General features: G+C 75.2%; 4 protein-coding genes and 1 pseudogene. All 5 read right to left on the reverse strand.

Annotated features, from left to right (window positions below; genetic code table 11):
• Positions 1-18 precede the first annotated feature (18 nt).
• A complete protein-coding gene (locus tag IH61_RS0132225; protein WP_051838452.1) occupies positions 19-7,233 on the reverse strand; it encodes an amino acid adenylation domain-containing protein in 7,215 nt (2,404 codons plus the stop codon).
• Positions 7,230-8,936, reverse strand: coding sequence for a condensation domain-containing protein (locus IH61_RS47375; protein ID WP_234327424.1), 1,707 nt, complete (start codon positions 8,934-8,936; stop codon positions 7,230-7,232). Before IH61_RS47375 ends, IH61_RS0132225 begins: the two co-directional genes overlap by 4 nt.
• A complete protein-coding gene (locus tag IH61_RS41860) occupies positions 8,888-14,914 on the reverse strand; it encodes a non-ribosomal peptide synthetase (protein ID WP_107057291.1) in 6,027 nt (2,008 codons plus the stop codon). The genes IH61_RS47375 and IH61_RS41860 overlap by 49 nt, the downstream gene beginning before the upstream one ends.
• On the reverse strand, positions 14,911-16,629 hold the full coding sequence (locus IH61_RS50435; RefSeq protein ID WP_107057292.1) for a condensation domain-containing protein: 1,719 nt from the start codon (positions 16,627-16,629) through the stop codon (positions 14,911-14,913). Before IH61_RS50435 ends, IH61_RS41860 begins: the two co-directional genes overlap by 4 nt.
• Positions 16,613-21,100: pseudogene (locus tag IH61_RS47380) on the reverse strand (amino acid adenylation domain-containing protein); the annotation flags it as partial. The pseudogene IH61_RS47380 and the gene IH61_RS50435, both read right to left, overlap by 17 nt.
• Positions 21,101-21,106 lie beyond the last annotated feature (6 nt).

The following is a 21,106-nucleotide window of genomic DNA, read 5'->3' on the forward strand; positions in this document are numbered from 1 at the left end:
AGTTCCGCGCGTGGCCGGTCAGTTGGCGGCGGCGTCGAGCCGCTCGGCCAGCGCCCGGCCGATCTCGGCGATCGGGGCGGGGGCCGTCATCGCGTCGTGGGCGCAGGCGACCTCGACGACCTCGAAGGCTCCGGCCAGGTACGGCCGCCAGGACTCCACCTGCGGCGCGGACTCGTCCCGGCCCTCGGTGGCGAAGAAGTACAGGACGTCGGCGCGGGTGACGGCGGGGCGCACCTGGTCGGCCAGGCGGCCGTTGTTGGCGGCGACCTTCTCGATGGCCTCCACGTGCCGGGCCTCGATGCCGGGCAGCAGGTTCGCGCCGAGTACGGCGGCGGCCTCCTCGGGTGTCGGCTCCCCCGCCTCGTGGGAACCGGCCAGGGCGACGAGTTCGCGGCGGAGGGCGGCGCCGTCCTGCTCGGTGTGGGCGCGTCCGTGCGGGTAGGCGTCCAGCAGGGTGAGCAGCGCGACCCGCTGGCCGTCGGCCTCCAACTGCGCGGCGACGGCCTGGGCGACGACGCCGCCGAAGGACCAGCCGAGCAGGTGGTACGGCCCCTGGGGCTGTACGGCCCGCAGGTGGGCGGCGTAGTCCCGCGCCATCTCCTCGACGCTGCCCGGCAGTTCACCCTCGCCGCCCTCGCCGCCGCCGCGCAGGCCCCGGGCCTGGAGGGCGTACAGCGGGCGGTCCTTGAGGGCGCGGGCGAGGCCCGAGTAGACCCAGCCGATGCCCAGGCCCGGGTGGACGCAGAAGAGCGGGGCGCGGCTGCCCTCGGCGCGCAGCGGGAGCAGCACGTCCAGGGAGTCGTCGAAGCCGTTCCCGGTGGTGCCGAGGCGTTCGGCGAGCCGGGCGACGGTGGGCGCCTCGAAGAGCGCGCGGATGGTGAGGTCGGCGTCCAGGGTCTCGCGGATGCGCCCGGCGAGGCGGGTGATCAGCAGGGAGTGGCCTCCGAGGTCGAAGAAGTCGTCGTCGATGCCGAGGTCGGTGAGGGCGGGGCCGGTGATGCCGAGGACCTCGGCGAACAGGGCGAGCAGTTGCTCCTCGCGCGGGTTGCGGGGTGCGCGGCCGGGCCCGGCGGGGCCGAACTCCGGTGCGGGCAGCGCGGTGCGGTCGAGCTTGCCGTGGGCGCTGAGCGGCAGGGTGTCCAGGAGGACGACGGCCGCCGGGACCATGTACTCGGGCAGCAGGCCCGCGAGGTGGCCGCGCAGGGCGGCCGGGTCCGGCTCCGCGCCGGGGGCGGGCACCGCGTAGGCGACGAGCCGCTGGTCGCCGGGGACGTCCTCGCGCAGGACCACGGCGGCCCGGGCGATGCTCCCGTGGGCGGTGAGCGCGGCCTCGACCTCGCCGGGCTCGATGCGGTGGCCGCGCAGCTTGACCTGGTCGTCGGCGCGGCCGAGGTAGACGAGTTGGCCGTCCGTGTTCCAGCGGGCGAGGTCGCCGGTGCGGTACATCCGGCTTCCGGCCGGGCCGTACGGGTCGGCGGTGAAGCGCTCGGCGGTCAGGCCGGGGCGCCTGAGGTACCCGCGGGCCAGGCTCGCGCCGGCGATGTACAGCTCGCCGCTCTGTCCGGCCGGGACGGGCCGCAGCGCCGAATCCAGCACGTAGGCGCGGGTGTTGGGGAAGGGCCGGCCGATCGGGACGGGCCCGGAGGGCAGCGCCTGCCCGGCGGGAACGCGGTACTCGGTGCAGTTGACGGTGGCCTCGGTCGGTCCGTAGACGTTGACGACCGTGGCCCGCGGGTGGCGCTCGCGCCAGGCCCGGACGGCCTCGCCGGTGAGCGCCTCGCCGCCGATGAGCAGTTCGCCGGTGGGCGAGAAGGCGTCGGGCAGTTCGGCGAGCAGCGGCAGGTGGCTGGGGGTGGCCTTGAGGAAGGTCACCGGCCGCTCGGCGAGGGCCGCCTCGGTGGCCGCGTCCTCGGCGAGCGCGGCCAGGTGGACGGCGCCGCCGGAGACGAGCGGGGTGTAGAGCGCGGTGACGGTCAGGTCGAAGGTGACCGGGGAGTGCAGCAGGGCCGCGCCGCTCGCGGCCGGGTAGGCGGCCGTGGTCCAGCCGAGGTAGTCGGCGACCGAGCGGTGCTCGACGACGACGCCCTTGGGCCGGCCCGTGGAGCCGGAGGTGTAGATGACGTACGCGGCGTGCCCGGCGGTCAGCGGCGCGGTGCGGTCCGCGTCGGTGAGGTCGGTGGGCAGCTGGCGGGCCAGCAGTTCGCCGATGCCGGGGCGGTCCAGCAGGAACGCCTCGGTGTCCTCGGGCAGGGCCAGGCCCTCGCGGTGCGCGCCGTCGGTGAGCAGGAGCGCGGGGGCGGCGTCGGCGAGCACGTGGCGGGTGCGCTCGGCCGGGTGCTCCGGGTCGAGCGGCAGGTAGGCGGCGCCGGACTTGAGCACCGCGAGCAGGGCGACGACCAGCTCGGCCGTACGGGGCAGGGCGAGCGCCACCAGGGTGTCGGGGCCCGCGCCGCGGGCGACGAGCACCCGGGCGAGCCGGTTGGCGCGGGCGTTCAGCTCGGCGTAGCTGAGCGTCTCCGCGCCCGCGACCAGGGCCGTGGCCTCCGGGGTGCGGGCCGCCTGGGCCTGGAACAGCTCCGGGACGGGCACCACGGGCACCTCGCGGCGCTCGCCGCTCCACTCGGTGAGCAGTTGCCGGCGCTCGGCCTCCTCCAGCAGGTCGATCCGGCCCAGCGGCTGGTCCGGGGCCTCGGCGGCGGCGGTGAGCAGCCGGATCAGGCGCTCGGTGAGCTTCTCGGCGGTGGAGCGGTCGAACAGCTCGGTGTCGTACTGGAGGATGCCGTCGATCCCGGCCGGGGCTCCGGCGGCGGAGAACCGCTCGCCGAGGTGGGCGGCGAGGTCGAACTTGGCGACCTTCTCGGTGTGGGCGTACGGCTCGGCGGTCAGGCCGGGCAGTTCGATGGACGCCTCGGCGTTGTTGTGGACGGTCAGCAGCACCTGGAAGAGCGGGTGCCGGGAGAGCGAGCGCCGGGGGTTGAGCACCTCGACGAGCCGCTCGAAGGGCAGGTCCTGGTGGGCGTAGGCGGCGAGGTCGGTCTCGCGGACGCGGTCGACGAGCTGCCGGAAGGTCGGCTCGCCGGAGACGTCGGTGCGCAGGACGAGGGTGTTGACGAAGAAGCCGATCAGGTCGTCCAGGGCCTCGTCGGTGCGGCCGGCGATCGGGGTGCCGATCGGGACGTCCGTCCCGGCGCCGAGGGCCCCGAGCAGGGCGGCCAGCCCGGCCTGGAGCACCATGAACATGCTGGCCCGGCCGTCGCGGGCGAGCCCGGCGAGGCGGGCGTGCAACTGGGCGTCGAGGGTGAAGGCGACGCCGTCGCCGCGGTGGGCGGAGACGGCCGGGCGGGGCCGGTCGGCGGGCAGGGAGAGCTGGTCGGGCAGGCCGGCCAGGGCCTGGCGCCAGTGGTCCAGCTGCCGGGACGCCTGGCTCCTCGGGTCGTCCTCGCTGCCGAGGGCGCGGCGCTGCCAGAGCGCGTAGTCGGCGTACTGGACGGGCAGCGGCCGGTAGGCGGGCGCCTCGCCGCGGCAGCGGGCCGCGTAGGCGGTGGACAGGTCGCGGGCGAGCGGCGCGATGGACCAGCCGTCGGTGGCGATGTGGTGCAGGGTCAGCAGGAGGACGTGCTGTTCGGTGTCACTGCCGTCCGGGCCGAGGGCGAACAGCTCGGCGCGCAGCGGCCGGTCCACGGCGAGGTCGAAGCCGCGGGTGGCGGAGCGCTCGATCGCCGCCTCCAGGCCCGCCTCGGTGGCCTCGGTGACGGGCAGCGCGGGCCGGGCGTCGGCGGCGGCGAGGACGTGCTGACGCGGCTCGCCGTCGCGGTCGGGGAAGACGGTGCGCAGGCTCTCGTGCCGCTCGACGAGGTCGGCCAGGGCCGTCTCGAGGGCGGCCCGGTCCAGGGCGCCGTGCAGGCGTACGGCCATCGGGATGTTGTAGGTGGCGTCCTGGCCGCCCTGCATCCGGTTGAGGAACCAGAGGCGGCGCTGCGCGAAGGACAGCGGGACGGTCTCGGGCCGGGTGCCGGCGCGCAGGGCGGCCCGGGCGCCGCCGGCGGCGGCGACGCGCTCGGCGAGCTGCTCGACGGTGGGCGCCTCGAACAGCGCGCGGATGGGCAGTTCGACGCCGAGGTCGGAGCGGACGCGGCTGACGAGCCGGGTGGCGAGCAGCGAGTGGCCGCCGAGCTCGAAGAAGCTCTTGTCGACGCCGACCGACTCCAGGCCGAGCACCTCGGAGAAGAGCGCGCACAGCGCCTCCTCTTCGGGGCCCTGCGGCTCGCGGCCGCCGGGCGCGCCGGACTGCTCGGGGGCGGGCAGGGCCTTGCGGTCCAGCTTGCCGTTGGGCATCAGCGGGAACGCGTCGAGCACCACGAAGGCGGAGGGGACCATGAACTCGGGCAGCTTGGCGCCCAGGTACTCGCGCAGCTCGTCGGCGGGGAGGGTGCGTTCCTTGGCGGCGACCAGGTAGGCGACCACGCGCTTGTCGCCGGGCTCGTCCTCGCGGACGATCACGGCGGCGTGGCCGACGCCCGGGTGCAGGCCGAGGACGGACTCGATCTCGCCCAGCTCGATGCGGAAGCCGCGCACCTTGACCTGGTCGTCGGCGCGGCCGGCGAACTCCAGCTGGCCGTCGGCGCGCCAGCGGCCGAGGTCGCCGGAGCGGTAGAGCCGGGAGCCGGGCGCGCCGTACGGGTTGGCGACGAAGCGCTCGGCGGTCAGGCCGGGGCGCTTGAGGTATCCGCGGGCCAGGCCCTCGCCGGAGATGTACATCTCCCCGGCCACGCCGGGCGGCACCGGGCGTAGCGCCTTGTCCAGCACGTACACCCGGGAGTTGGCGAAGGGTCGGCCGATGGGCGGGGTGGTGCCGCCCTCCAGGACGTCGCTGTCGAGGGTGCCGCTCATGGTGGCGCCGACGGTGGTCTCGGTGGGGCCGTAGCCGTTGAGCAGGCGGCGCCCGGGCGACCAGCGGGCGACCAGTTCGGGGGTGCAGGCGTCGCCGGTGGAGACCAGGGTGGCGCCGGCGAGGACCTCGTCCCCGGCGGGCATGGCGGCCAGGGCGACGGGCGGCAGGGTGGCGTGGGTGACGCCGTGGCGGCGGACCAGTTCGGTCAGCGGCTCGCCCGGGAGCACGTCGTCGGCGGTGCCGAGGACGAGGGCGGCGCCGGAGAACAGGCCCATGGCGATGTCCCAGAACCCGGCGTCGAAGCTGACGGAGGCGAACTGGAGCACCCGGCTGCCGGGCCCGGCCTGGACGGCCTCCGACTGGGTGGCGACCAGGCTGGCCAGGCCCCGGTGCGGCACGAGGACGCCCTTGGGGCGGCCGGTGGAGCCGGAGGTGTAGATGATGTACACCGGGTTGTCCAGGTGCAGCGGGGCGGTGCGCTCGGCGTCGGTCGGGTCGCTCGCCGGGCGCTCGGCCAGGGCGGCGAGCACGGCCGGGTCGTCCAGGACGACGCGGGGCACGTCCGCGCCCGCGGCGTCCAGGAGTCCGGCGGTGGCGGCCGTGGCCAGGCTCAGCACCGGCCGGGCGTCGGCGATCATGAACGAGAGCCGGTCGGCCGGGTACTGCGGGTCCAGCGGCAGGTAGGCGGCTCCCGCCTTGGCCACGGCCCACAGGGCGACGATCAGCTCCACCGAGCGGGGCACCGAGACGGCGACGAACTGCTCGGGGCCGACGCCCGCGGCGATCAGGTGGTGGGCCAGCCGGTTGGCGCGCTCGTTGAGCTCGCCGTAGGAGACCACCTCGTCCTGGAAGAGCAGCGCGGGCGCCTGCGGGTCGGCGGCGACGCGGGCCTGGAACAGCTCGGGCAGGGTCGCCGGGGCCGTCTCGCGCTCGCTGGCGTTCCAGTCGGTGAGCAGGCTGCGGCGCTCCTCGGCGGAGAGCACGTCCAGGCGGGCGATGAGCTGGTGCGGGTCGGCGGCGACGGCGGTGAGCAGCCGTAGCAGTCGGTCGACGACGGCCCGGGCCGCGTCCTCGTCGAAGAGGTCGGGGGCGTAGCAGAGCCGCAGGTGCAGGTCCTCGCCCATCAGGCCGGCGGCGAGGTTGAGCGGGTAGTGCGCGCCGTCGCGGCCGTCGACGCCGGAGAAGCGGACGCCGTTGACCTCCAGGTGCTCGGTGGTCGGGTCGACGGGGTAGTTCTGGTAGACCAGCGTGGTGTCGAACAGCTCGTTGTGGCCCGCGAGTTGCTGCACGTCGGTGAGGCTGACGTGCTGGTGGGCCAGCAGTTCGCTCTGCTCGGCCTGCAGCCGGGTCAGCGCGCCCAGCAGGGAGTCCCCGGCCCGTAGCCGCACCCGCACGGGCAGGGTGTTGATGAACAGGCCGACCATGGTGTCGACCTCGGGGATCTCCGGCGGGCGGCCGGAGACGATCGCGCCGAACACCACGTCCTCGCGGCCGGTGAGGGCGCTCAGCAGCAGGCCCCAGACGCCCTGGACGACGGTGTTGACGGTGAGCCCGTGGCTGCGGGCCAGGGACTGCAGGGCCGCGGTGACCTCGGTGGGCACCTCCTGGCGCAGCCAGCCGGGGCGCACCATGGCCCGGCCCCGGTGGGCGGGGGCGACCTGGGTGGGCTCGTCGATGCCGGCCAGCGCCTGGCGCCACGCCTGCTCGGCGGCGTCGGCGTCCTGGCCGGCCAGCCAGGTGAGGTAGTCGCGGTACGGGGTGACCGGGCGCAGCACGGAGGCGTCGCCGCGGCTGCCGTACAGCTCGAACAGCTCGCGGATCAGGACGGGCACCGACCAGCCGTCCATCAGGATGTGGTGCTTGGTCAGCATCAGCCGGAAGCGCTCGGGCGCGAGCCGGAAGACGGTGAAGCGCATCAGCGGCGGGCGGGTGAGGTCGAAGGGGCGGGCCTGGTCCTCGTCGGCGAGGCGGGCCAGTTCGGCCTCCTGGCGCTCGGCGTCCAGGGAGCTGAGGTCGATCTGCTCCCAGGGCACGTTGACCTTGCGGTGCACCAGCTGGACGGGCTTGCTCACCCTGTCGCTGCGGAAGCCGACGCGCAGGTTGGCGTGGCGCTCCAGCAGGGTGCGGGCGGCCAGGCGCAGGGCGCGGGTGTCGAGCGGGCCCTCGAGGTCCAGCAGCAGCTGGTGGACGTAGAGGTCGGGGCCGTCCTGGTCGTAGAGGGCCTGGAAGAGCATGCCCTCCTGGAGGGGCGAGAGCGGGAGGATGTCCTCGACGGCGGACTTCTTCGCCCCGGCGCTCCTGGTGGCGGTGCCGGGGTTCTTCACGCCGGACTCGGTGCTCACTTTGCGGTCTCCCATTCGTCCTCGAAGTCGTCCTCGTCCAGCTCGTCGGCGAATTCCTCGTCCAACTCCGCTGCGAAACCGTCCAGTTCGTCCTGGCTCAGGGTGACCAGGTTCAGGTCGGACGGGGTGAAGCCACCGCTGTCGGGGCGTTCGGCGTGTGCGGCCAGGGCCTGGACGGCGCTGCTGAAGCAGTCGGCCAGGGCTTCGACGTCCTGCTCGCGCAGGAGCCGCTGCGGCCAGGACCAGACGAGCAGCAGGCGTGGCCCGTCCGGGTGGTCCTCGGTGAGTGCGTTGACGGCCAGCGCGTGGGTCATCGGCGTCTCGGGCTCGGGGCGCCCGCCGGCCAGGTCGGCGCCGCCGACCATGTGGTCGTCGACCACCGGGGTCCACGGCTCGGCGGCGGCGGCGCCGCCGGCCTGGGTGCGGCCGAGGTAGTTGAAGCTGACCTGCGGGCCCGGGAGTTCGGCCAGCACCGCCCGGGTGTCGTGGTTGAGGTGGCGCAGCAGCCCGTAGCCGAGGCCGTTGTCGGGGGCGGCGCGCAGCTGCTCCTTGACCAGCTTGAGCGCCTGGCCGACGCCCGCGCCGCCGCCCTCGACCTCGGTGCGGTCCACGCCCTCCACGTCGAGCCGGACGGGGTGGAGGCTGGTGAACCAGCCGACCGTGCGGGAGAGGTCGACGCCCTCGACGACGTCCTCGCGGCCGTGGCCCTCCAGGTCGACCAGGACGGCCGTCTCCTCCTCCTCGCCGCGCGCGGCCCGCCAGTCGGCGACGGCCAGGGCGAGGGCGGTGAGCAGCACGTCGTTGACGCCCGCGTGGTAGGCGGCGGGCAGGGTGGTGAGCAGCGGGGCGACGTGCTCGGCGGGCTCGGTGCGGGTGAGGAAGCGCATGGTGCCCAGCACGTCCTGGCCCGGGTCGAGCGGCCGGTCGCCGAGCAGGGCGTCCGGGATGTCCAGCATCTCCTCCCAGAGGGCGAGTTCGGCCGCCCGCTCGGGCTTGTGGGCCAGCGCGACCAGGTGCTCGGCCCAGCGGCGCAGCGAGGTGCCGGTGGGCTGGAGCTCGATCTCGCGCCCGGCGGCCAGCGCCTCGCAGGCGGCGGCCAGGTCGGGGACGAGGACCTGCCAGGAGACGTTGTCGACCACCAGGTGGTGGGCGACGATCAGCAGCCGGCCCTGGGCGCCGGGGCCCGCGTCGAACCAGACGACCTGGAGCATGGCGCCCTCGTCCGGGGAGATCCGGGCCCAGGCGGCCTCGCTCTGCTCGGAGGTGAGGGCGCGCAGGGCGTCGGCGCCGAGGCCCGCGGTGTCGACGCGCAGCACGGCGGCGGCCGCGTCGGCGCTGCCGCGCTCGGGGACGGTCAGGCGCCACTGGCCGGTGTCGCGGGTCAGCCGCAGCCGCAGGGCGTCGTGGTGGTCCAGGACGGCCCGGACGGCGGCGGTGAGGTGCTCCTCGGTGAGCCCGGCCGGGGCGTGCACCAGGGTGGACTGGTTGAACCGGCCGATGGGGCCGCCGCGTTCGCGCAGCCAGTGGACGGTCGGGGTGAGCGGCACCTCGCCGAGGCCGTCGTCCGGGCCCTCGCTGACGACCTGGTCGAGGCTGCCGGCGACGGCCGCGAGGGCGGCGACGGTCTTGTGCTCGAAGACCTGGCGCGGGGTGATCACCAGCCCCGCCTTGCGGGCGCGGCTGACGAGCTGGATGGAGACGATGCTGTCGCGCCGGTGGTGGCGGCGGTCAGGTCCGGGGCGGGCAAGGCTTTGCGGTCCAGCTTGCCGTTGGGCGTCTGCGGCAGCGCGTCCAGGAGGACGACGGCGGCCGGGACCATGTAGTCGGGGAGCAACTCGCCGACACCGGCCCGCAGTTCGGCCGGGTCCGGCGAGGCGCCCTCGGTGGGGACGACGTATCCGACGAGCTGCTTCTTGCCCGGCTGGTCCTCGCGGACCAGCACCGCCACCTGGCCGACGCCCTGCTGGGCGGCGAGCGAAGCCTCCACCTCGCCCAGCTCGATGCGGAAGCCGCGCAGCTTGACCTGCTCGTCCGCCCTGCCGACGTAGACGAGTTGGCCGTCCGTGTTCCAGCGGGCGAGGTCGCCGGTGCGGTACATCCGGCTTCCGGCCGGGCCGTACGGGTCGGCGACGAAGCGCTGGGCGGACAGGTCGGCCCGGTTCAGGTAGCCGCGCGCCAGGCTCGGCCCGGCGATGAACAGCTCGCCGACCACGCCGGGCGCCACCGGGCGCAGGGCCGGATCCAGCACGTACAGGCGGGTGTTGAACACCGGGGTGCCGATCGGCGGGGCGACGGCTTCGCCGAGGGCGCCGCTCATCGAGGCGCAGACGGTGGACTCGGTCGGGCCGTAGGCGTTCACCAGGCGGCGGCCGGGCGACCAACGGCCGACGACCTCCCCGGAGAGCGCCTCGCCGGCCGAGACCAGCGTGCCGCCGGGCAGCAGGCCCGCCTCGGGCTCCATCGCGGCGAGGACCACGGGCGGGATCGTCGCGTGGGTGACCCCGAACTCGGTGAGCGTACGGGCGAGTTCCTCGCCCGCGGCGAGCCGCTCGGCGGGGACGACCACCAGGGCCGCGCCCGAGAGCAGGCCCATGCACAGCTCCCAGAACGCCGCGTCGAAGGTGGAGCCCGAGGTGTAGATCAGGTAGGCGGGGCTCAACAGGTTTGCCGGGCTGGAGAACTCGTCCGGGAAGTGGGAGGCCGTGACGGCGAGGGTCTCCGGCGCGTCCAGGACGACCACCGGGCGGTCGCCCTCGGGGACGGAGTCGGCGACATCGCTGCGGGTCAGGACCAGCAGCGGCTGGGCGTCCTCCAGCATGTACGAGATCCGCTCGGCCGGGTAGGCCGGGTCGACGGGCAGGTAGGCGCCGCCCGCCTTCCACACCGCCAGGGCGGCCACCACCAGCTCCGTGGAGCGCGGCAGGGCGAGGGCGACGAACTGCTCCGGCCCGACGCCGAGTTCGACGAGATGGCGGGCCAGCCGGTTGGCGCGGGCGTCCAGTTCGGCGGCCGACAGCTCGCCGCTCTCGGTGAGCAGCGCCGGCGCGTCCGGGGCCGCGGCCACGCGGGCGGCGAACAGCTGCGGGACGGTGAGCTCGGGGACGGGCCGCTCCTCGCGGTTCCAGCCCCCGCCGACGACCTGCTCCCGCTCGGCGGCGTCCAGCACCTCGATCTGCCCGATCCGCAGCCCGGGTTCGGCGACCACGGCCGCCAGCACCCGCGTGAAGCGCTCGACGATCCGCTCGACCGTGCCGTGGTCGAACAGGTCGGTCGCGTACTCGACCAGGCCCTCGATGCCGCCGCCGGGACGCTCGGCCAGCTCAAAGGAGAGGTCGAACTTGGCGGCGCCGACGCCGACCGTCTCCTGTCGCGCCGCCAGGCCCGGCAGGCCCAGCTCGGCGGTGGCGGTGTTCTGCAGGACCAGCATCACCTGGAACAGCGGGTGCCGGGCCAGCGAGCGGTCCGGGCTCACCGCGTCGACCAGGCGCTCGAACGGGACGTCCTGGTGGGCGAAGGCGGCGAGGTCCGACTCCCTTACACGGCCCAGCAGTTCGCGGAAGGTCGGGTCGCCCGAGGTGTCGGTGCGCAGGACCAGGGTGTTGACGAAGAAGCCGACCAGCTCGTCCAGCGCCTCGTCCGAGCGGCCCGCGACGGCGCCGCCGATCGGCAGGTCCTCCCCCGCGCCCAGGCGGGTCAGCAGGGTGGCCAGACCGGCCTGGACCACCATGAACAGGGTGGACCGGGACTCGCGGGCCAGCGCGAGCAGCCCCTCGTGGAGGGCACCGTCGAGCTCGAAGGTGTGCAGCCCGCCCCGGTGGGTGGCGACGGCCGGGCGGGGCCGGTCGGTCGGCAGCTCCAACTGGTCAGGCGCGCCGACGAGTTCGGACTTCCAGAACTCCAGCTGGCGGGCGATGACACTGTCGGCGTCCGCCTCCTCGCCGAGCAGCTCGCGCTGCCACAGGGTGAAGTCGGCGTACTGGACGGGCAGCGGCGCCCACTGCGGGGCGGCGCCCTGCGCCCGGGCGCCGTACGCCGCCGCGAGGTCCGCGCCCAGAGGCACGAGCGACCAGCCGTCCGAGGCGATGTGGTGCACGGTCAGCAGCAGCACGTGGTCCTCGCCGCCGAGTGCGAACAGCCGCGCCCGCAGCGGGATCTCGGTCTCCAGCGCGAAGCCGACCGAAGCCGCCTCGGACAGCGCCTCGGACAGCTCCTCCTCGGCGATCTCCGTGAAGCCCAGCTCCGGCGCCGCCCCCTCCAGCACGTGCTGGTAGGGCACTCCCCCGTCCTCGGGGAAGACCGTCCGCAGGCTCTCGTGCCGCGCCACCACGTCCGCCAGCGCCGCCGCCAGGGCCTCGCGGTCCAGCGCGCCCGAAAGGCGCAGCGCCAGCGGCACGTTGTAGGTGGCGCTCGGCCCCTCCAGCCGGTGCAGGAACCAGAGCCGCCGCTGCGCATACGACAGCGGCACCCGCTCGGGCCGAACCGCCGGCAGCAGCGCCGGGCGGGCCTGCCCGCTCTCCTCGGCCAGCCGCAGGGCCAGGCCCGCGACGGTGGGCGCCTCGAAGAGGGTGCGGATCGGCAGCTCGACGCCCAGCGCCGTGCGCACCCGGCCGACGAGCCGGGTGGCGAGCAGCGAGTGCCCGCCGAGGGCGAAGAAGTCGTCGTCCACGCCGACCACCGGCGCGCCCAGCACCTCCCCGAAGATCCCGGCGAGGATCTCCTCCTGCGGGGTGCGCGGGCCGCGCCCGGCGCCGCCGGCGGCGAACTCGGGGGCGGGCAGCGCCTTGCGGTCCAGCTTGCCGTTGGGGGTGAGCGGGAAGGCGTCGAGCGTCACGAACGCGGCGGGGACCATGTACTCGGGCAGGGCGCGCCCGGCGTGGGCGCGCAGCGCGCCCAGGTCGAGGCTCTCCCCGGCGGCGGGCACCAGGTAGGCGGCGAGGCGCAGGTCCCCGGGCCGGTCCTCGCGGACCAGGACGGCGGACTGGGCGACGGCCGGGTGGGCGGCCAGGACGGCCTCGATCTCGCCGAGTTCGATGCGGAAGCCGCGGATCTTCACCTGGTCGTCGGCGCGGCCGGCGAACTCCAGCTCGCCGTCCGCCGTCCAGCGGGCGACGTCGCCGGTGCGGTAGAGCCGGGAGCCGGCCGGGCCGAAGGGGTCCGCGACGAAGCGTCCGGCGGTGAGGTCGGGGCGGCCGAGGTAGCCGCGGGCCAGGCCCGCGCCGCCGACGTAGATCTCCCCGGCGACGCCGGGGGCGACGGGCCGCAGGCCGCCGTCCAGGACGTGGACGCGCAGGTCCGGGATGGCCCCGCCGATCATGCTGCCGGGCCCGGCGGCGGCGCTGGGGGCGTCCAGCGCGAGGTGGCTGACGTGCACGGTGGTCTCGGTGATGCCGTACATGTTGACCAGCACGGGCGCCGCGTCGTCGTGGCGCTCGTACCAGTCGGCCAGGCGCCACAGGTCCAGCGCCTCGCCGCCGAACACTACGTACCTCAGGGCGAGTTCGCGCCCCACCTCGGGGTTCTCCCGGTCGGCCTGCATCAGCTGGTAGAAGGCGGACGGCGTCTGGTTGAGCACCGTGACCTTCTGCTCGGCGAGCAGCCGCAGGAACTCCTCGGGCGCGCGGCTGACGGCGTACGGCACCACGACGAGGCGGCCGCCGTGCAGCAGCGGGCCCCACAGCTCCCAGACGGAGAAGTCGAAGGCGTAGGAGTGGAAGAGCGTCCAGACGTCCTCGGCGCCGAAGTGGAAGAGGTGCTCGGTGGCGCCGAAGAGCCGCACCACGTTCTGGTGGGGGATCACCACGCCCTTGGGGCGGCCGGTGGAGCCGGAGGTGTAGATGACGTACGCGGGGTGCTCGGGGCGCAGCGCCACCACGGGCGCGGAGACCGGGCGGGCGGCCAGCTCGGCGGCGGTGGCCGGGTCGTCGAGGACGAGCCTCGGGGTGTCGCCGCCCACCGGCAGGTCGGTGGCGGCGCTGGTGAGCAGCAGGGCGGGCTTCGCGTCCTGGAGGGTGTAGGCGAGCCGGTCGGCCGGGTACTCGGGGTCGAGCGGCACGTAGGCGGCGCCCGCCTTGAGGACGGCGAGGACGGCGACGACCAGATCGGCGGAGCGGGGCAGGGCGAGGGCGACGAAGTCCTCGGGGCCGACGCCGCGCTCGACGAGCAGGTGGGCGAGCCGGTTGGCGCGGGCGTCCAGCTGCCAGTACGTCAGCTCGGTGCCCTCGGCGTGGACGGCGACGGCCTGCGGGGTGCGCGCGGTCTGGGCGGCGAACAGCTCGGGGATGGTCGCGGGGGCGACCTCCGCACCGTCCCCGTTCCACTCGACGAGGACGCGGTGCAGTTCCTCGGGGCCGAGCAGGTCGATGCGGCCCACGGGCTGGGTGGGGTCGGCGGCGATGGCCTCGAACAGGCGCACCAGCCGCTCGCCGATCAGCGTCACGGCCTCGGCGTCGAACAGCTCCGGGCGGTGGTCGAGCCGCAGCTGCAGCCGGCCCTCGACGACGGTGGCGATGACGCCCAGCGGGTAGTGGGTGGCGTCGATCGCCTGGAGGTCCGCGAGGCGCAGGGTGCTGTCGGCGGGCTGGAGGGCCTCCGGGTCCAGCGGGTAGTTCTCGAAGACGGCGATGGTGTCGAAGAGCCGGCTGTGCCCGGCCAGGCGCTGCACCTCGGTCAGGCCGAGGTGCTGGTGGGCCATCAGCCCGGCCTGCTGGTCCTGCATCCGGGTCAGGGCGTCCACCAGCCGCTCGGCGGCGGGCAGTTGGGCCCGCACCGGCAGGGTGTTGATGAACAGGCCGACCATCGTCTCCACGCCCGGGATCTCCGGCGGGCGGCCGGAGACGGTCGCGCCGAAGACCACGTCCTCGCGGCCGGTCAGCTTGGAGAGCAGCAGCGCCCAGGCGCCCTGGAGCACGCTGTTGAGCGTCAGCCCGTGGCGCCGCGCCTGGGTGCGCAAGGCGCCGGTCAGCTCCTCGGACAGCTCGACGATCCGGTGCTCCGGGGTGCGCTGTGCCTGCTCGGGGGTGCGGGCCTGCTCGGCGTCGGCCCCGGCCAGCAGGGTCGGCTCGTCGAGGCCGGCCAGCGCCTCGCGCCAGGCGTCGCGGGCGGCGTCGGCGTCCTGGCCGCCCAGCCAGGCGAGGTAGCTGCGGTACGGGGTGACGGCGGGCAGGGTCGTCTCGTCGCCGCCTCGCCCGTACAGCTCGAACAGCTCGCGGACCAGGACGGGCATGGACCAGCCGTCGACCAGGATGTGGTGCTTGGTCAGCACCAGGCGGTGGCGCTGCCCGGCGAGCCGGTACAGGGCGAAGCGCAGCAGCGGCGGGCGGGACAGGTCGAAGCGGCGGGCGCGGTCGGCGCGGAGCAGGGCGGTCAGCTCGGCCTCCTGCGCGGCCGGGTCCGTGTGGTGCGAGAGGTCGGTCTCCGTCCAGGGCAGCTCGACCTCGTGCGGGATGAGCTGCACGGGCCGGGCCAGCCCTTCGTGCCGGAACGCGGCACGCAGGTTGGGGTGCCGGCGCAGCAGGCCCTCGGCGGCGGCGCGCAGCGCGGGCGCGTCGAGCGGGCCCTCGAGGTCAAAGACCAGCTGCACGGTGTACACGTCGGCGGCCTGCTCGTCGTAGAGCGAGTGGAACAGCAGGCCGTCCTGCAACGGGGAGAGCGGGAGTACGTCCGCCAGGCCGGGCTTCGTCACTTTGAGATCCTCCAGTCAGCTTCCAGCAGGTCGATCTCGGCCTGGGACAAGGACACGAGAGTGAGGTCCGAGGGGGTGTGGCCGCCGGTGTCGGCGGTGCGGGCGTGCTCGGCCATGACGGCCAGCGCCCGGAACCACAGGTCGGCCAGGTCGGCGACGGTCGCCTCGGACACGGCCCGGTCGGGCCAGGACCAGGTGGCCACCAGCCTCGGGCCGGTGGGGTGGTCCTCGGTGAGGACGTTGAGCTCCAGGGTGTGGGTCAGCGGCATCGCCGGGTCCACCGAGCCGCCGAGGGCCTCCGCCTCGGCGGCGGCCGTCCAGGGCTCGCCTCCGGCGGTGGGGAAGCGGCCCAGGTAGTTGAAGCCCAGCTGCGGTTCGCCGAGGCCGGCGAGTCTGCGCCCGGTGGCCGGGTTGAGGTGGCGCAGCAGGCCGAAGCCGAGGCCGTGGTCGGGCAGGGCGCGCAGCTGCTCCTTGACGAGCTTGAGCGCCTGGCCGACGGGGGCGCCGCCGGCCCAGAGCCCGGCCCAGTCGCGTACGGCGGGGTCGAGGCGGACGGGGTGGAGGCTGGTGAACCAGCCGACCGTCCGGGAGACGTCGGCGCCGGGCAGCACGTCCTCGCGGCCGTGGCCCTCCAGGTCGACGAGGACGGAGCCGTCCCCGGCGCGCCCGGTGCGGCGCCGGTGGTCGGCGACGGCGAGGGCGAAGGCGGTGAGCAGCACGTCGTTGACGCCCGCGTGGTAGGCGGCCGGGACGCTGGTGAGCAGCTCGGCGGTGAGCCCGGTCTCCAGGGTGCGGGTCAGGGTGCGCTCGGTGGCGGCGGTGTCCCGGGCCAGGTCGAAGGGGTGCTCGCCGAGCAGCGGGTCGATGCCGTCGAACTGCCTGGTCCACAGGGGCAGTTCGGCTCCCCGGCGCTCGGCGGCCTCGGCCAGGCCCTCCGACCAGGTGCGGAAGGAGGTGGCGACCGGCTCCGGCTCGGGCGTGCGCCCGGCGGCGAGGGCCTCCCAGGCGGCCGCGAGATCGGGCAGCAGGATGCGCCAGGAGACTCCGTCGACCACCAGGTGGTGGACGACCAGCAGCAGCCGCCCCTGGGCGCCGGGGCCCGCGTCGAACCAGACGGCCTGGAGCATGGTCCCGTGCTCCGGGTCGAGCCGGCCGGCGGCCGCCTCGCTCTCCCGGGCCACCAGTTCCCGCAGGTCGGCGCCCTCGCTGAGCTCGATCCGGCGGACCAGGTCGGCGGCGCGGGCGGATCCGGGCGCCGGTGCGTCCAGGGCCGGGGCGTCCTCGTCCTCGTCGTGGACGAGCCGGGCGCGCAGGGCGGCGTGGTGGTCCAGGACGGCCTGGACGGCCCCGGTCAGGTGCTCCTCGGTCAGGGAAGCCGGGGTGTTGACCAGCATCGACTGGTTGAACCGGCCGATCGGGCCGCCGCGCTCCAGCAGCCAGCGCATCACCGGGGTGGCCGGGATGCGGCCGAGGCCCTCGTCGGCGGCCGCCGGGGCCGCGTCGGGCGCCAGTTCCTCGGCGACGGCGGCCAGGGCGGCGACGGTCTTGTGCTCGAAGACCTGGCGCGGGGTGATCACCAGCCCCGCCTTGCGGGCGCGGCTGACGAGCTGGATGGAGACGATGCTGTCGGCGGTCCAGCTTGCCGTTGGGCGTCTGCGGGAAGGCGCCGAGGACGACGACGGCGGCCGGGACCATGTAGTCGGGGAGCAACTCACCGACGCCCGCGCGCAGTTCGGCGGGGTTCAGCTCGGCGCCCTCGGCGGGGACGACGTATCCGACGAGCTGCTTCTTGCCGGGCTGGTCCTCGCGGACGAGCACGGTGGCCTGGCCGACGCCCCGCTGGGCGGCGAGCGAAGCCTCGACCTCTCCCAGCTCGATGCGGAAGCCGCGCAGCTTGACCTGCTCGTCCGCCCGCCCGAGGTAGGCCAGTTGGCCGTCGGCCGTCCAGCGGACGAGGTCGCCGCTGCGGTACATCCGGGCTCCGGGCGCGCCGTACGGGTCGGCCAGGAAGCGCTGGGCGGACAGGTCGGGCCGGTTCAGGTAGCCGCGGGCGACGCCGGGGCCGGCGATGTACAGCTCGCCGACCACCCCGGGGGCGACCGGGCGCAGGGACGGATCCAGCACGTACAGCCGGGAGTTGAGCACGGGCGTGCCGATCGGCGGCGATCCGGCTCCGGCCAGCGGGCCGCTGATGGTCGCGCAGACGGTGATCTCGGTGGGGCCGTAGGCGTTCATCAGCCTGCGGCCCTGGGACCAGCGGGCCATGACCTCGCCGGACAGGGCCTCACCGGCCGAGACCAGGGTGCCGCCCGCCAGGACCCCGCCGTCGGCCTCCGCGTCCATCGCGGCCAGGACGACGGGCGGCAGGGTCGCGTGGGTGACGCCGAACTCCTTGAGCGTACGCGCGAGTTCCTCGCCCGCGGCGAGCCGCTCGGCGGGGACGACCACCAGGGCCGCGCCCGAGAGCAGGCCCATGCACAGCTCCCAGAACGCCGCGTCGAAGGAGGTGTAGATCAGGTAGGCGGGGTTCGCGAGCACCACCGGCCGGGCGGGGTCGACGGGCGAGTGCCCGGCGACGGCTCCGCGCACGGCCGGGTCGTCCAGGACGACGGCGGCGTGGCCCTCGGGCAGCCGGTCGGCCACGTCGCTGCGGGTGAGGACGAGCAGCGGGCGCGCGTCCTCCAGCATGTAGGCGATCCGGTCGGCGGGGTAGGCCGGGTCGAGCGGCAGGTAGGCGCCGCCCGCCTTCCAGACCGCCAGGGCGGCCACGACCAGGTCCTCCGAGCGGGGCAGGGCCAGCCCGACGAAGGTCTCCGGGCCGACGCCCAGCTCCATCAGGTGGCGGGCCAGCCGGTTGGCACGGGCGTCCAGTTCGGCGGCCGACAGCGTGCCGTGCTCGGTGACGAGCGCGGGCACGTCCGGGGCCGCGGCGACGCGAGCGGCGAACAGCCGCGGGACGGTGAGCTCGGAGACGGGCCGCTCGGCGCGGTTCCACCCGCCGCCGATGACCTGCCGGCGCTCCTCGGCGTCCAGCACCTCGATCCGCCCGATCGGCCGGTCCGGCTCGGCGGCCACGGCGGCCAGCACCCGGACGAACCGCTCGACGATCCGGGTGACGGTCTCCCGGTCGTACAGGTCGCAGGCGTACTCCAGCAGGCCCCCGATGCCGCCGCCCGTCAGCTCGGTGAGCTCGAAGGCCAGGTCGAACTTGGCGACCCCGGCGTCCACCCGGCGCACCTCGCCGCTGAGGCCGGGCAGGGCGAAGCGGGCCTCCTCGGTGTTCTGCAGGACCAGCATCACCTGGAACAGCGGGTGCCGGGCCAGCGAGCGCTCCGGGCTCACCGCGTCGACCAGGCGCTCGAACGGGACGTCCTGGTGGGCGAAGGCCGCGAGGTCCGACTCCCTTACCCGGCCCAGCAGTTCGCGGAAGGTCGGGTCACCCGAGGCGTCCGTGCGCAGCACCACCGTATTGACGAAGAAGCCGACCAGCTCGTCCAGCGCCTCGTCCGAGCGGCCCGCGACGGCGCCGCCGATCGGCAGGTCCTCCCCCGCGCCCAGCCGGGTCAGCAGGGCCGCCAGGCCCGCCTGCACCACCATGAACAGGGTCGAGCGGGTCTCCCGCGCCAGCGACAGCAGGCCCCGGTGGACCTCGGCGGGGACGGTGAACGGCAGGCTGCCACCCCGGTAGCCGGCCACCGCCGGGCGGGGCCGGTCGGTCGGCAGCTCCAACTGGTCGGGGGCACCTGCCAGTTCGGCCTTCCAGAACTCCAGCTGCCGGGAGATGACGCTCTGCGGGTCGCTCTCCTCGCCGAGCAGCTCGCGCTGCCAGAGCGTGTAGTCGGCGTACTGGACGGGCAGCGGCGCCCACTGCGGGGCGGCGCCCTGCGCCCGGGCGCCGTACGCCGCCGCGAGGTCCGCGCCCAGCGGGACCAGCGACCAGCCGTCCGAGGCGATGTGGTGCACGGTCAGCAGCAGGACATGCTTCTCAATGTCACCGCCCTCGCCGCCGAGTGCGAACAGCCGCGCCCGCAGCGGGATCTCGGTCTCCAGCGCGAAGCCGACCGAAGCGGCCTGCGACAGCGCCTCCTCCAGCGCCTCCGCAGAGACCTCCTCGACCACCAGCTCCGGCGCCGCCCCCTCCAGCACCCGCTGGTACGGCACTCCCCCGTCCTCGGGGAAGACCGTCCGCAGGCTCTCGTGCCGCGCCACCACGTCCGCCAGCGCCGCCGCCAGCGCACCCCGGTCCAGGGCGCCGGACAGCCGCAGCGCGTACGGCAGGTTGTAGGTGGCGCTCGGCCCCTCCAGCCGGTGCAGGAACCAGAGCCGCCGCTGCGCGTACGACAGCGGCACCCGCTCCGGCCGTACGGCCGGCAGCACGGCGGGCCGGGCCTCGCCCGCGTCGGCGAGCCGCAGGGCGAGCATGGCCACCGTCGGCGCCTCGAAGACCGTACGGACGGCCAGTTCGACGCCCAGCGCCGCCCGCACCCGCCCGACGAGCCGGGTGGCGAGCAGCGAGTGCCCGCCGAAGTGGAAGAAGTCGTCGTCGATGCCGATGCCGGGCACCCCGAGCAGTTCCGCGTACAGCGCGCAGAGCAGTTCCTCGTGCGGGGTGTGGGGCCGCCGGCCCGTCCCTGCGGTGGTGAAGTCGGGGGCGGGCAGCGCCTTGCGGTCCAGCTTGCCGTTGGGGGTGAGCGGGAAGGCGTCCAGCGTGACGAAGGCGGCGGGCACCATGTACTCGGGCAGCGACTCGCCCACGTGGGCGCGCAGTTCGGCCGCTTCGGGCAGCTCTGCGCCGGGCGCGGCGATGAGGTAGGCGACGAGCTGCTTGCCGCCGAGGTGGTCCTCGCGGGCGACGACGGCCGCCTGGGCGACGTCCTCCCGGAGTGCGAGCGCGGCCTCGATCTCGCCGAGCTCGATGCGGAAGCCGCGGATCTTCACCTGGTCGTCGACCCGGCCGAGGTACTCCAGTTCCCCGGTGGGCAGTTCGCGCACCAGGTCCCCGGTGCGGTACATCCGGGTGCCGGCCGGGCCGTACGGGTCGGCGAGGAAGCGCTCGGCGCTCAGGCCGGGCCGGCCGAGGTAGCCGCGGGCCAGGCCGTCTCCGGCGATGTACAGCTCGCCGGTCTCCCCGTCGGCCACCGGCCGCAGCGCGGCGTCCAGCACCCGCACCCAGGTGTTGCGCACGGGCCGTCCGATGGTGGGCCGGGCACCGGCCGCGAGCTCGGAGGCGGTGACCTCGGAGGCGGTGGACCAGATGGTGGTCTCGGTCGGGCCGTACAGGTTGACGACCTGCTCGCCGAGGCCCGCCATCGTCTCCGCCAGGGCCGGCGGCAGCGCCTCCCCGCCGACGAGCATCCGCAACCCCCGTACGGCTTCGGTCTGTTCGGCGGTGAGCGCCTGCCAGAGCGAGGGGGTGGCCTGGAGGTGGGTGGCGCCGCTGTCCGCGATCAGGGCGGCGAGGCGGGCCGGGTCGAGGACGCTCTCGCGCTCGGCGATGACCACGCCCGCTCCGGCGAGCAGCGGCAGGTACAGCTCCAGCCCGGCGATGTCGAAGGCGATGGTGGTGACGGCGAGCAGCCGGTCGGCGGCCGTCATCGGGAAGAGGTCGGCCATCCCCAGCAGGAAGTTGAGCAGGCCCGAGCGCGGGATCACCACGCCCTTGGGCCGGCCGGTGGAGCCGGAGGTGTAGATGGCGTACGCGGGGGCGGCGGGCAGCAGCGGGCGGGTGCGCTCGGAGTCGGCCAGCGCCTCCCCGGACAGCTCCGCCGAGGCGTCGAGCGCCTCCTCGATGTCCAGGACGGGCGTCCCACCTGCGGGAAAATCGATCCGATAGCTCGTCAAAACCAGTGCGGGCGCCGCGTCGTGCAGGATGTAACCGATCCGGTCGGCGGGGTAGTCCGGGTCGAGCGGCACGTAGGCGGCGCCGGTCTTGAGGACGGCGAGCAGGGCCGTCAGCTGGTCCACCGAGCGGGGCAGGGCGACGGCGACGAAGCGCTCGGGGCCGGCGCCGTGGCGCAGCAGCAGCCGGGCGAGGCGGTTGGACCGGGCATCGAGCTCGGCGTGGGTCAGCCGCCGCCCGCCGCTGAGCACGGCGACGACGTCCGGGCCGCTCGCCGCGCGGGCCGCGATCAGTTCGGTGACGTCGGCGGCCGGCAGCGGCATCCGGGCGTTCCCGGTTTCGGACATGGTTAT

Origin of the sequence: Streptomyces sp. NRRL WC-3742, from assembly GCF_000720635.1 — a bacterium.
Classification (GTDB): domain Bacteria; phylum Actinomycetota; class Actinomycetes; order Streptomycetales; family Streptomycetaceae; genus Kitasatospora.